Here is a 12940-nt window from a genome sequence, read left to right as displayed (position 1 = left end):
AAAAGGGTCTTCCGGCACGCCGTGGCGTCAGCCACTACAATAATGACTGAAGCACGCAGCGATGCGGCCCCATGGCGTTCCGCCTGCCCGAAGGGTGCCCGGCACGCCTGGTTTTCGCAATGCTGTCTAACAATTTCTTTCAAATTCCGGCGCGTGGCCGAGACTTCGATTCCGCTGCGCCGCAGGTGTTCCCCACGGAGTGTCAATGAGTATCGATCGGGCATTGGTCGACGCTGCCCTCGCAGCCGTCGCTGACCCCAACACCGGCAGGCCGTACGCAGCCGCCAAGAACATCAGGAACGTCGCCGTGCAGGGTGACACGGTCAGCGTCGAGGTGGTACTCGGCTATCCGGCCATGCGCCAATTCGACGCGATCCGCGCGCAATTTTCCGATGCGCTGCGCGCCGTGCCGGGCGTGGCGGACGTGCGTGTCCAGCTGTCGCAGCAGATCGCGGCGCATACCGTGCAGCGTGGTGTGAAACTGTTGCCGAACGTTAAGAATATCGTCGCGGTGGCGTCGGGCAAGGGCGGCGTCGGCAAAAGCACGACTGCCGTGAATCTTGCGTTGGCGCTGGCGAGCGAAGGCGCGTCGGTCGGTATTCTCGACGCGGACATCTACGGCCCGTCGCTGCCGATGATGCTCGGCATCGTCGGCCGCCCCGAGTCGCCGGACGAGAAGTCGATGAACCCGATGACCGGCCACGGCTTGCAGGCCAATTCGATCGGCTTTCTGATCGAGCAGGACAATCCGATGGTGTGGCGCGGTCCGATGGCCACTTCCGCGCTCGAACAACTGCTGCGACAGACGAACTGGCACGATCTGGACTACCTGATCGTGGACATGCCGCCAGGCACCGGCGACATTCAGCTCACGCTCTCGCAACGCGTCCCGGTGACGGGCGCGGTGATCGTCACCACGCCGCAGGACATCGCGCTGCTCGACGCGAAGAAGGGCCTCAAGATGTTCGAGAAGGTGGGCATTCCGATTCTCGGCATCGTCGAGAACATGGGTATGCATATCTGCTCGAATTGCGGGCACGAAGAGCATATCTTCGGCGCCGGCGGCGGCGAGCGCATGGGCAAGGAGTACGGCGTCGATGTGCTCGGCAGCCTGCCGCTCGACATCGCGATCCGCGAGCAGGCCGACTCGGGCAAACCGACCGTGGTGGCCGACCCGCAGGGACGTATCGCGGAGATCTATCGGTCGATCGCGCGCAAGGTGGCGGTCCATATCGCCGAACGCGCTCGCGACATGACGTCCAAGTTTCCCAATATCGTGGTCCAGAACACCTGAGGAAACGCGCGCTGCACTAAGTTTTTTGCCGCGCGGGAAGGCTCCTCGAGGATCACGCCCTCCGGCTGGCGTGACGCGCCGGGTTCGAGAGGCCGCGCTTGATCAGCCGTTCGGACAAGGGGCCAAGGCGTCTGTTTTGGCCTGGTCTCGCGGTATCATGTCGACTTCACAAGTTCGGCTCGGCGGCCGCAGGGGCGGCCACCAGGCCGGCAAGAGGATCGCATGGGAAAACGAATCGACGGGCAGGCGGTGCATGCGTTCATCGTCCTGGCTGCCAGCAGTGTGCTGTTATGCGGCTGTAGCGCGTTCCTGAGACCACAGGAAAAACGTGCGGACGCGCAGTTGCTGCCCACCGTGGGCAATCAGGCGCGCGGTCTCGTCACGTTCATCGAGCGCTCGGACGGCGTGCAGGTCACCTACAATCTCGCGGGCATGCAGCCCAATAGCGACCACGCGTTGCAAGTGCACGAGCGCGGCGACTGCAATGCCGCCGACGGTTCCAGCGCCGGTCAGGTGTTTTCGCCGGCCGCCGAGCGTCTGAAATCGGGCGCGCGCGTCGAGGGCGACCTCGGCAATATTCACGCGGACGCGAACGGCGTGGCCACGGGCTTCATCGTTGCACCGGACGTCTCGCTCGACGGCATCCGCTCAGTGTTGCAGCGCGCGGTTCTGCTGCACCACGACGCGACCGATCCCTACGCCTATCCGCAACATGGCGCGGGTCCCGCGCTCGCCTGCGGACTGATTCGCCAGTGAGCGTTGGGGAAGCTGCGTGATCAAGGCCCGGGTACGGGCCGCCAGCGTCCGGTCGGGCGGTCTTGGGGCAGGCATCGGAGCGCTCTTCAAGCCAAGCTGCGGCACCATTCTCACGATCGCGTAAAATGAGCGCCTTTCGTTCGGCGGGCTCGCCGGAAGGCCTGTTCTGCCGCATGGGCGGGACGCGCCGAAGGGCAAGCGTAGGGCGCCTGAACCGCACGCCGCCCGGGCCGCTTCCGCGGAGTCAGCGCAAAGCAGGCGCGCAGCAAGCCGAAAGTGACCCGGCAGTTACCGGGTTGTTATCCGTCACATCTCTGTCATTCACGTCGAGCAGCGTTCACCTATGACTATCAAATCCGACAAGTGGATCCGGCGCATGGCCGCGTCGCACAACATGATCGAGCCGTTCGCGCCCGATCAGGTTCGCGTCTCCGAAGACGGCCGGAAGATTGTCAGCTACGGCACGTCGAGCTACGGCTACGACATCCGCTGCGCCGACGAATTCAAGATCTTCACGAACATCAACTCGACTATCGTCGATCCGAAGAATTTCGACGAGAAGTCGTTTGTCGACTTCAAGGGCGACGTCTGCATCATCCCGCCGAATTCGTTCGCGCTCGCGCGCACGGTGGAGTATTTCCGCATTCCGCGCAGCGTCCTGACCGTGTGTCTGGGCAAGTCCACGTATGCGCGTTGCGGGATCATCGTCAACGTGACGCCGTTCGAGCCGGAATGGGAAGGGCACGTCACGCTCGAATTCTCGAATACGACACCTTTGCCTGCGAAAATCTACGCGAACGAAGGCGTCGCTCAAGTGCTGTTTTTCGAGAGCGACGAAATTTGTGAAACGTCGTACGCGGATCGCGGCGGCAAATATCAAGGTCAGCACGGCGTCACGTTGCCGAAAACGTGACGCCGGCAGCGCACTGACCCACCAGCTATACCGGGTGACCGCTGCCATTGACAGAATGCAGCGGTCGTTCTTTTTGGAGAATCGCCCATGAAGTTTCGTTTTCCCGTCGTCATCATCGACGAAGATTTCCGCTCCGAGAATATCTCGGGTTCCGGCATCCGCGCTCTGGCCGAAGCCATCGAGAAAGAAGGCGCGGAAGTGCTCGGGTTGACGAGCTACGGCGATCTGACGTCGTTCGCGCAGCAGTCGAGCCGCGCCTCGTGCTTCATCCTCTCGATCGACGACGACGAGTTGCTGCCGTACGTCGATAACGTGGTGGTGGAAGGCGAAACGCCGGAGCTGGCCGCGGCGATCGTCGCGCTGCGGGCGTTCGTGACCGAAGTGCGCCGCCGCAACGCCGACATTCCGATCTTCCTGTACGGCGAAACGCGCACCTCGCGCCACTTGCCGAACGACATCCTGCGCGAACTGCACGGCTTCATCCACATGTTCGAGGACACGCCGGAGTTCGTGGCGCGCCATATCATCCGCGAGACCAAGGTGTATCTGGATTCGCTCGCGCCGCCGTTCTTCAAGGAACTGGTGCAGTACGCGGACGAAGGCTCGTACTCGTGGCACTGCCCGGGACACTCGGGCGGTGTCGCGTTCCTGAAGAGTCCGCTCGGCCAGATGTTCCACCAGTTCTTCGGTGAGAACATGCTGCGCGCGGACGTGTGCAATGCCGTGGACGAACTTGGCCAGTTGCTCGATCACACCGGACCGGTCGCGGCTTCGGAACGCAACGCGGCGCGCATCTTCAGCGCGGATCACGTGTTCTTCGTGACCAACGGCACGTCGACCTCGAACAAGATCGTCTGGCACGGCACGGTCGCGCCGGGCGATATCGTGCTGGTGGACCGCAACTGCCACAAATCGATCCTGCACGCGATCACGATGACCGGTGCGATTCCGGTGTTCCTCACGCCTACGCGCAACAACTTCGGCATCATCGGGCCGATTCCGCGTAGCGAGTTCGAGCCGGAAAACATCAAGAAGAAGATCCTCGCGAATCCGTTCGCCCGCGAAGCGCTCGCGAAGAATCCGGATCTCAAGCCGCGCATTCTGACGATTACGCAAAGCACCTACGACGGCGTGATCTACAACGTCGAGATGATCAAGGAGATGCTCGGCGACTGGCTCGACACGTTGCACTTCGACGAAGCCTGGCTGCCGCACGCGGAATTCCACGAGTTCTATCAGGATATGCACGCGATCGGCGCGGGGCGTCCGCGGATCGGCGCGATGGTGTTCGCCACGCACTCCACGCACAAGCTGCTGGCCGGCATTTCGCAGGCTTCGCAGATCGTCGTGCAGGATTCGAAGAACAGCCGCTTCGACAAGCATCGCTTCAATGAAGCGTATCTGATGCACACATCCACCAGCCCGCAGTACGCGATCATCGCCTCGTGCGATGTGGCCGCGGCCATGATGGAAGCGCCGGGCGGCCCCGCGCTCGTGGAAGAATCGATTGCCGAAGCGCTCGATTTCCGCCGCGCCATGATCAAGGTCGACGCCGAATACGGCGACGACTGGTTCTTCAAGGTGTGGGGCCCGGACCAGTTCGCCGAAGAAGGCATCGGTTCGCGCGAAGACTGGATGCTGCGCCCGAACGACGCGTGGCACGGCTTCGGGCCGCTTGCCGAAAACTTCAACATGCTCGACCCGATCAAGGCGACCATTGTCACGCCGGGCCTGGACATGGGCGGCGGCTTCGGCGAGACGGGCATTCCGGCTGCGATCGTCACGAAGTACCTGGCGGAACACGGCATCATCGTCGAGAAGACCGGGCTGTATTCGTTCTTCATCATGTTCACGATCGGCATTACGAAGGGCCGCTGGAATTCGATGGTCACCGAACTCCAGCAATTCAAGGACGACTACGACAACAACCAGCCGTTGTGGCGCGTGCTGCCCGAGTTCGTCTCGCATCATCCGATGTACGAGCGCATCGGCCTGCGCGATCTGTGCCAGCAGATTCATAGCGTCTACCGCGCGAACGACATCGCCCGATTGACGACCGAGATGTACCTGTCGAGCATGGAACCGGCCATGAAGCCGTCGGACGCCTTCGCCAAGCTCGCGCACCGCGAGATCGACCGCGTGCCTATAGACGAGCTCGAAGGCCGCGTCACGTCGATCCTGTTGACGCCGTATCCGCCGGGTATTCCGCTGCTGATTCCGGGCGAGCGCTTCAACAAGACCATCGTCAACTATTTGCGTTTCGCGCGGGAATTCAACGAGCGCTTTCCGGGGTTCCATACGGATATCCATGGACTTGTCGGCGAAACGATCAATGGGCGGATCGAATACTTCGTCGATTGCGTTCGCGGCTGATGATGTTGCGGGTGACGTCCCTGTTGGCAACCGGCACTGGCGTTCGCGGCGCGCGGCGCGCGTTCGGTGCGCTGGCGCTGGCTTCGGCGGCGGTGTTCGGCGCGGCGTCGTTGCCGGCGCATGCCGAGGTTGCCGCCGCCGATCCGATCGATGCGTCGATGCGTACGTGCCTTGCGCGCGGCGACATGTCGTCGACAACGGGGCAAGTGCAGTGCATGGACAACGCGCGGATCGGTTGGAAGACCGCGCTCGATAACGCGTGGCAGCAGCTTCAACAGAAGTTGCCGCCCGCGCGGCGCAAGCAGTGGGAAAAGAGCCAGGCGAGCTGGCAGGCTTCACGCGATGCCGAGAAGCAGCTGCTCGCAGCCGTGTTTGCCACGACGCACGGCTCGATGTACGTGCTTGCCGAAGCTGACATGCAATTGCAGCCGGTGCGTGACCGCTCGCTCGCGCTGCGCAGCGCGCTGGCGAAGGCGAGCGCCGGCGGCGATCCGCCGCGCCGTGTGCGCGCGTGCCGCGCGGACGCACAGTGCGAGCATGCGATGTTCGATCTGAACCGCTATTACCGGCGTTTGCAGTCGAAGATGCCGGTGCGTACGCGTCCGACGCTGACACGCGCGCAGAAGGCGTGGACCGCATATCTGAATGCTACGACGCCGGTGGTCGATGAGCGTGGTCGTATCGATATCATCGGCGCGCGGGTGGCGACGCTCAAGCGATTGTCGGAGACGGTCGGCAATAGCTGAGCGTTGAGCGACCGACGATCTGCTTTGGCCGAAGCGATGCTCAATCGAGCATATAGCCTTCTGCTTCTAGGCTTGGCAACTTGATGGCTGGTTCGCCGAGCAGGTCGCGCATTGAGTCCTCGATCACTACGGACATCATGTTGAGCGCGAGGTCGTTGTCGTCGGTGCCGAAAGGCTCTTCGATTTGCGATGCAATGGCTTCGTGCGCCATGAACGTGTACGCCACGAAGACCGCGAAGACGGGCGTGAATATGCCGATACTGTCCACCAGTCCGAACGGCAGGGACGCGCAGAAGAAATACACCGTGCGGTGAATCATCACCGAATAGGCGAACGGCAGCGGCGTTGAAACGATGCGCTCGCATCCGCCGATTACATCCGAGATTCCATTCAGATTTCGATCGAAGGCGATGACGGCCATCGGGTCGATCGCGCCCGTTTTGGCCTGGCGTTGCACCCATTCGCCGAGGCAAAGCAGCAAGGCGGCCGGTTTGTAGCGCGATGCTGCGACGCGGGCGAATAGGGCTGGCGGCAGGCGTTCGGCGAGGTCTTCGGTTGGGTCGCTTTTGCGGAGTTGGTGACGCAGCGCGTGCGGGAGGGCGCTGAGTGCTGCCGTAAATTCTTTGAGGTCTTCTTTTTGCAGCTGTTTTGTCGGCAGGGTGAGCGCCTGGCGGATGAGTGAGCGCGATTCGTTCAGCAGTTGACCCCACAGTTTGCGGGCTTCCCACCAGCGGTCGTAGCTGGCGTTGTTTCTGAAGCCTAGAAATACCGCTAACGCTATGCCTATTAGCGAGAAGGGCGCTGTGGTGTTGAGGTTTAGCGAGATCGGGAGCAGGTGGTCGTGGGCTGCTACTGCGACTATCGAAATGCAGAAGATCAGCGCGAGGCGCGGTAGCAATTGCGGGAGGACGGAGCCTCGCCAGGCTAGCAGCATGCGGAACCAATGGACGTGGGGGCGGATGATCATCTGGTTTTTTTGCCTGCGGCGCTTCGGGGTTTCTATTATCGCTTTTTTGGGTGTTGGGGGATGTTTGTGCTTTGGCCTTTCCTTGATTTGTTAGTGGTCCATTAGTGTTGCCCCTGTGCGGGGCAATGCTCTCAACTTAAGCTCCGCTGCATCAAGCAAGTTTGTACGCGAGATGGAAGTGGGGCTTGGCTTTTCGGGGTGGTCTTGGATAGGAGCGTGACGGCTGTATCCGGCATCGGGTCTGGCGGATCAGTTCCAGCACACCGGCGAGGCCGTCCAGACATCGCTGGATGCGCAGAAGACACGCGCCGAGGATGGGCTTGAGTGCGCCCAGTGCATACACCCGGTTGGGACGGCTGGCATGTCTGTCGTCGTGCGGCGCATCGAGATCGCTGAGCAGGGTGAACAGGTTGTCGGCGAGGATTTTTGCGCCGAAGTCGAGCCTGTCAGATTTTTAGTGTGTCGAGGTCATGAGACGATAACGGAAATAACGTCCAATGACCGAAACAACAGTGACCAAGAAGAGCAAGAACCCGAAGGCGCCGAAGCTGTTCCCCGATGAGCTGATCGATCAACTGCTGGCGCAGGTGCAGAACAGGAACGCCGAGTCGGTTCTCGGGGAATCGGGCCTGGCCGGGCGACTGAAGAAGCAACTGGCTGAGCGCATGTTGGCCGCGGAGCTGACGCATCACCTGGAGAGCGAGGCGGAGCAAGGCAGCGCCGGCAACCACCGCAACGGTACGAGCCGCAAGACAGTGCTCACACCCAACGGCGAACTGACGCTGGATATCCCGCGAGACCGGCAGGCGACGTTCGAGCCGCAACTGGTCAGCAAGTACCAGCGCCGGCTGCCGGGATTCGACGACCACGTCATCAGCATGTACGCGCGCGGCATGAGCGTACGCGAGATCCAGGCTCACCTGCTGGAGCTGTACGGCCTGGAAGTGTCGCCCGATCTGATTTCCACGGTCACCGACGAGGTGCTGGCTGAGGTCGAGCAGTGGCAACAACGCCCGCTCGAGGCGATGTATCCGATTGTGTATTTCGACGCACTTCGACTGAAGATCCGCGACGAGGGCACGGTCAGGAACAAGGCAGTGTACCTGGCGCTGGGCATTCGGGCTGACGGCCGCAAGGAAGTGCTGGGCTTGTGGATCGAACAAACCGAAGGCGCCAAGTTCTGGCTGAAGGTTTTCAACGAGTTGAAGAACCGCGGTTTGCACGACATCCTGATTGCGGTGGTCGACGGCCTGCGTGGGTTCCCGGAGGCCATCGAGGCGGTGTTTCCGGCCGCGCAGATCCAGACCTGCATCGTGCATCTGATCCGTAATTCGCTGAATCTGGCGAGCTGGAAGGACCGGAAGCCGCTGGCTACCGCGCTCAGGCCGATCTATCAGGCCGCCTCGGCTGAAGCGGCGGCCGCGGCGCTCGAGGCCTTTGCGCAAAGCGAATGGGGCCGCAAATTCCCTACCGTCCCGGCCATGTGGCAACGCCAATGGGAGCAGGTGATTCCCTTCTTTGCCTATCCCCACGAGGTGCGTCGAATCGTTTATACGACCAACGCCATCGAGAGCATGCACATGCAGTTGCGCAAGATCGTCAAGAATCGTGGCCACTTCCCGAGCGACGAAGCCGCCAGCAAACTGCTGTATCTGGCCTTGCGCAACATTGAAAAGGATTGGAAGATGCCGCCTATCACCTGGCGGCAAGCTGTCAATCAGTTCGCCATTCTGTTCGGTGAGCGATTCACCGCCGCCATCAGCTGAGATTTTTAACCGGCCTCAGCACACGAAATTTCTGACACCTCCCCGAAGTCCTGCTGTAACGCCAGGTAATCGAGGCCTGTGACGGCTTCCAGCCGCAGCCGGTGCTTGAGTCGTTTGAACGCTTCCTCGACCCGCCAGCGCTGATGATAGAGCGCGCCGAACGATGCCGCCGGATAACGCCCGCCATCGAGCAGCGAGGTCATCAGCACCCGCACGCGACCGCCCGGCGTGACGTCGCGGATCAGGCGCACAGTGGTGGGCGTACGCGCCAGTTCATAGTCGCGGGCATCCAGTTCGCTGGGCGCGTCCAGTGTCACCACACGCTCGGCTTTACCGCTGCGGGCAAAGGCGCTGACGCATTTCCAGTTACGCGCATCGACGCGCATGCAGAACGGGATTTCGCGCTGTGCGAGTGCGGCCACCATCGCGTTGCCGATATAGCCGCGATCGAGCAGCAGCAGGTCGGTATGCGGTTGCAGCACATCGAGGGCTTCGAACAGCATCTGCCGCTCGCCGCCGTCGGCGGGATGAAGTGCAGCGTGCAGGGTCAGTTCGGAACCCGGCAGGAATAGCGCAAACGCGTAGTGATCGGCGCGCAGTTCATGGCCGCGACGCGTGCCCACACGCAGGCGGCTGCCATCAGCGGCGACCAGCCTCAGGCCGTGCCAGCGCATCGAATCGATATGGGGTTGGGCCAGCGAGATCAGGCGGGCGCGGGCCAGCTCGAACAGTTCGGCAGACACGCCCCGTCGCGCCTTGCTGAAGGCCTGTGCGCTGACAGCGCGGGTGCGCCCGCCGCGGCTTCCCAGTGCGCCGAATAGCGCGTCAAGTTCGGCCTGCACACTGGCGCACATGCCCGACATCATCAGCGCGGCCATGCGCGGCAAGGTCAGTGTGCGATTGCGGGTAAAGGCGGTGGGAGAACGACGCACGCGATCGGCGAGCGCCGGATCGAACAGGAATTCGGAGAACTCAGCCAGAAGCCTTGAGGACGCTGGTATTTGAGTTCATATCGTTGATTTATCAGTGAGTTATGCGATGAAGTTTACAGGGCTAACGCCCTGTATACAAGCCCTTCGAGGCTTAAGTTGAGAGCATTGCTGTGCGGGGCGGCACCTACTTTTCTTTGCCGGCCGTGTATGGACCGGAGACATGGGTAACAGGTGTGCGGAGACATGGGTAACACTCTGGGCGAGCGAATCGCCTGGAGCCGGTTATGCCCTGGAACCCGAGAGACACCATGAATCTGCGTCTGGAATTCGTTCAGCTGGCCTCGCAGGAAGGCGCCAACCGTCGTGAACTGTGCCGGCGCTTTGGCATCAGCCCGAAGACCGGCTACAAGTGGCTCGATCGCCACGCGCAGGGCGGAGCCACCGCGCTGACGGATCATTCGCGACGGCCCCGGCAGAGTCCGGCACGCGCGACACCGTCGGTCGAGCAGCGCGTGGTCGAACTGCGGCGGGCGCATCCGGCCTGGGGTGGACGCAAGATCAGCCGACGTCTGTGCGATCTGGGTCACACGGACGTGCCCGCTCCCAGCACTGTGACCGATATCCTGCATCGCCACGGGTTGATCGACCCGGCCGCTTCCGACGCCGCCACGGCCTGGCGGCGCTTCGAGCATGCGCAGCCCAACGATCTCTGGCAGATGGATTTCAAGGGCTGGTTCGACCTGCAGGACGGACGGCACTGTTCACCACTGACCATGCTGGACGATCATTCGCGCTACAACGTGACACTCGATGCCTGCATCTGCACCGACACCCGCATCGTCCAGCATCATCTGGAGCGCACGTTCCGCCGCTACGGGCTGCCGCTGCGCATCAACGTGGACAACGGTTCGCCGTGGGGCAGCCCCAGCCAGCCGGGCCAGCTGACCGAACTGGCCATCTGGCTCATCCGGCTGGGCGTGCGACTGTCGCACAGCCGCGTGGCGCATCTGCAGACCAACGGCAAGGAGGAGCGGTTTCACCGCACGCTGAAGGCCGAGGTGATCGCCGGGCGCCATTTCAGGGACCTGCCCAGCGCCCAGCAGGCGTTCGATGAGTGGCGCCCGGTCTACAACCATCAACGCCCGCATCAGGCGCTGGACATGGCGACCCCGGGCACGCGCTATCAACCGAGTCCACGCGCCTACCCCGAAATCCTGCCGCCGATCGAGTACGGCGCAAACGACCACGTGCAGTGCGTGAAGTGGAACGGTGAACTACGCTTCAGGAACCGGCGATTCAAGGTATCGAACGCATTGCAGAACCTGCCCGTGGCCATCCGCGAGCGCGTCGATGAAGAGAGCTGCTACGACCTGTTTTTTGCGCATCACCGTTTCGGAACCATCAACCTGAACCAGCAGGAATGAGCGGATCATGTGTTACCCATGTCTCCGCACACCTGTTACCCATGTCTCCGGTCCATACACCGGCCGCAAAGAAAAGTAGGCAAAAGAAAGCGGCTCACACCGCTAGTTCTTAAGCGGGTCCCCCGCGCAGTCGCGGTAGTGGTGCATCTGGAATCTGTGTTCTCGCACATTCCGCGTGAGTGACAAGGCGCTCATTCTTCCGGCGGCGCTGCGCGCACCGTCGCGGTCGTTCATTTGCCCCGTTCGCTTCGTTTTCGCTCGGCGTTTCCCTACCGCTGTAGTCCTCGTATTCGGGTGATCGTTGGGAAATTTCAGAAATCTTGCTGGCGAGCGGCTTTTAGCTCGTGCGGGTGATCACTCGTGAACCAAGACGTTTAAACTCAATTCGCCGTCAGAACAACGACGGTCAGGCTTGGCGGCCTGTGTGTAGAGTAGAACCCGTGCGCCTGCGCAGTCAGGCGTGCGTTAGCCTTCGCACGCTATTTTGTTATGGGCGGGCCGTGGCAAGGAGACCTTCGAGTCTGCCGGTTCTGGTTCTACGCCGGCCGCCAACCTTGTCACTGTGCCCGCTCACCACCTTGCAAGCGCGTGTCGGGCGATCCAGGTAAGTTTCAGGGAGATCGCGCCATGAGTAGATCCGTCAAGAATTCACGCACCACGTCGCGCCCACCCGTTGATGCACTTCAATACGAAAAACTGGCCTTGTCCGCCTTTGGGCTGCTTGAGCGGCAGCTAGGTCAACTGGACAAGCTGGTCACGTTTGTGGCATCGATAGTTAGGAGTCCGGCGGTGACAAGAGAGGAGAGGCACCGCCAGCGTAAACTGCTGGAACTGCTGTTGGACACCGTCGAGGACTACCACCGCGAAGTCGAGATTGACCGCGAGTTATACCAGGTCATCGCACTCGACGCGAAGGGCATTCCGGAAAGCCGGATCACGGCGCGCCGCGCAGCCGACCTCCTGGCAAAGGCTACGCGGACAGCGGCGGGTGGCCGTGAGCGTATCGGCGCAACGAGGCGGACGGAGAACAAACAGATGCAATTCAAAACGGTCTCGCGTCGCACGGCGACAGCACACTGACGGCGAGCCACAAGCCACAAGCCACAAGCCACAAGCCACAAGCCACAAGCCACAAGCCACAAGCGACAAGCCACAAGCGACAAGCGACAAGCGACAAGCGACAAGCCACGAGCCGTGCGCCACGAGTCACGAGTCACGAGCGATGAGCCAGGAGCCACGAGCCACGAGCCGTGACCCGTGACCCGTGACCCGTGAGCTAGGAGCCAGGAGCCGCGAGTCACGAGCGATGAGCGACGACCCGCGCCCGCGAGTGGTGACCTGCGGCGTCGCACTGCGGCCATGAAGAAAGAGGCATGCGTCTTTCGCATTCCGAGGGTGCTGCGGTACGACGCGAAGCGCGTGTTGTGGTGATCGCAAATGTGCTGGGTCAACGCTGACATTTTCCCGGGCAACCCAGCTTAAAGATCCGAAGGCCTTCAACAGCAGATCGCCGAGGCGAAGCCGACGGCCCGCGCTGCGCACCGCGAAACCCACGGACTTCAAGCGGACCCTTCCGGCGAGCGCGTTGCGCGAGGCGGGAAGAATGAGCGCCTTGTCACTCACGCGGAATGTGCGAGAGCACAGATTCCAGATGAACCACTACCGCGACTGCGCGGGGGACCCGCTTAAGAATTAGCGGTGTGAGCCGCTTTCTTTTGCCTACTTTTCTTTGCGGCTGGCAAAGAAAAGTAGGTGCCGCCCCGCACAGG

At 62.0% G+C, this 12940-nt stretch carries 10 protein-coding genes; 8 read left to right on the top strand and 2 right to left on the bottom strand.

Annotated elements, in window-relative coordinates; genetic code table 11:
* The first annotated feature begins 205 nt into the window (after positions 1-205).
* The 5 genes from apbC (at position 206) to B0G82_RS01615 (ending at position 6082) form a co-directional block, all read left to right on the top strand.
* On the top strand, positions 206-1294 hold the full coding sequence (gene apbC, locus B0G82_RS01635) for an iron-sulfur cluster carrier protein ApbC (RefSeq protein ID WP_121306459.1): 1089 nt from the start codon (positions 206-208) through the stop codon (positions 1292-1294).
* 222 nt (positions 1295-1516) lie between these two features.
* Positions 1517-2050 (top strand): superoxide dismutase family protein, encoded by a 534-nt coding sequence (locus B0G82_RS01630; protein ID WP_106279920.1) that lies wholly within the window; start codon positions 1517-1519, stop codon positions 2048-2050.
* A gap of 343 nt (positions 2051-2393) precedes the next feature.
* Positions 2394-2963, top strand: coding sequence for a dCTP deaminase (gene dcd / locus B0G82_RS01625; protein ID WP_012432068.1), 570 nt, complete (start codon positions 2394-2396; stop codon positions 2961-2963).
* An 87-nt stretch (positions 2964-3050) separates the two neighbouring features.
* Positions 3051-5336: an arginine/lysine/ornithine decarboxylase gene (locus B0G82_RS01620; RefSeq protein ID WP_106279922.1), complete on the top strand. Its 2286-nt coding sequence runs from the start codon at positions 3051-3053 to the stop codon at positions 5334-5336.
* A 2-nt stretch (positions 5337-5338) separates the two neighbouring features.
* A complete protein-coding gene (locus B0G82_RS01615) occupies positions 5339-6082 on the top strand; it encodes a lysozyme inhibitor LprI family protein (protein WP_241974648.1) in 744 nt (247 codons plus the stop codon).
* A gap of 40 nt (positions 6083-6122) precedes the next feature.
* Here B0G82_RS01615 and B0G82_RS01610 read toward each other — a convergent pair whose 3' ends face one another.
* Positions 6123-7049: a bestrophin family ion channel gene (locus B0G82_RS01610; RefSeq protein ID WP_121306458.1), complete on the bottom strand. Its 927-nt coding sequence runs from the start codon at positions 7047-7049 to the stop codon at positions 6123-6125.
* 497 nt (positions 7050-7546) lie between these two features.
* Between B0G82_RS01610 and B0G82_RS01600 the strand changes: the two genes are divergently transcribed.
* The gene (locus B0G82_RS01600; protein ID WP_241974436.1) at positions 7547-8815 is read left to right on the top strand and encodes an IS256 family transposase; all 1269 of its coding nucleotides are present in this window, start codon (positions 7547-7549) and stop codon (positions 8813-8815) included.
* Positions 8816-8820: 5 nt separating this feature from the next.
* Here B0G82_RS01600 and B0G82_RS01595 read toward each other — a convergent pair whose 3' ends face one another.
* A complete protein-coding gene (locus tag B0G82_RS01595; RefSeq protein WP_277872788.1) occupies positions 8821-9774 on the bottom strand; it encodes an IS4 family transposase in 954 nt (317 codons plus the stop codon).
* Positions 9775-10031: 257 nt separating this feature from the next.
* Between B0G82_RS01595 and B0G82_RS01590 the strand changes: the two genes are divergently transcribed.
* Together B0G82_RS01590 and B0G82_RS01585 are read left to right on the top strand one after the other, a co-directional pair.
* Complete coding sequence (locus B0G82_RS01590; RefSeq protein WP_121306457.1) at positions 10032-11171, top strand: IS481 family transposase; 1140 nt, start codon at positions 10032-10034, stop codon at positions 11169-11171.
* Between the two features lie 627 nt (positions 11172-11798).
* The gene (locus B0G82_RS01585) at positions 11799-12251 is read left to right on the top strand and encodes a hypothetical protein (RefSeq protein ID WP_121306456.1); all 453 of its coding nucleotides are present in this window, start codon (positions 11799-11801) and stop codon (positions 12249-12251) included.
* Positions 12252-12940: the final 689 nt, after the last annotated feature.

It is taken from the genome of Paraburkholderia sp. BL17N1, from assembly GCF_003634175.1.
Classification (GTDB): domain Bacteria; phylum Pseudomonadota; class Gammaproteobacteria; order Burkholderiales; family Burkholderiaceae; genus Paraburkholderia.
This window is presented reverse-complemented; position numbering and strand designations above follow the sequence as displayed.

Excerpts from the sequence above, each read along its gene's own strand:
- apbC (WP_121306459.1), top strand. The coding sequence starts at position 206 with ATGAGTATCGATCGGGCATTGGTCGACGCTGCCCTCGCAGCCGTCGCT.
- B0G82_RS01630 (WP_106279920.1), top strand. The coding sequence starts at position 1,517 with ATGGGAAAACGAATCGACGGGCAGGCGGTGCATGCGTTCATCGTCCTG.
- dcd (WP_012432068.1), top strand. The coding sequence starts at position 2,394 with ATGACTATCAAATCCGACAAGTGGATCCGGCGCATGGCCGCGTCGCAC.
- B0G82_RS01620 (WP_106279922.1), top strand. The coding sequence starts at position 3,051 with ATGAAGTTTCGTTTTCCCGTCGTCATCATCGACGAAGATTTCCGCTCC.
- B0G82_RS01615 (WP_241974648.1), top strand. The coding sequence starts at position 5,339 with ATGTTGCGGGTGACGTCCCTGTTGGCAACCGGCACTGGCGTTCGCGGC.
- B0G82_RS01610 (WP_121306458.1), bottom strand. The coding sequence starts at position 7,049 with ATGATCATCCGCCCCCACGTCCATTGGTTCCGCATGCTGCTAGCCTGG.
- B0G82_RS01600 (WP_241974436.1), top strand. The coding sequence starts at position 7,547 with ATGACCGAAACAACAGTGACCAAGAAGAGCAAGAACCCGAAGGCGCCG.
- B0G82_RS01590 (WP_121306457.1), top strand. The coding sequence starts at position 10,032 with ATGCCCTGGAACCCGAGAGACACCATGAATCTGCGTCTGGAATTCGTT.
- B0G82_RS01585 (WP_121306456.1), top strand. The coding sequence starts at position 11,799 with ATGAGTAGATCCGTCAAGAATTCACGCACCACGTCGCGCCCACCCGTT.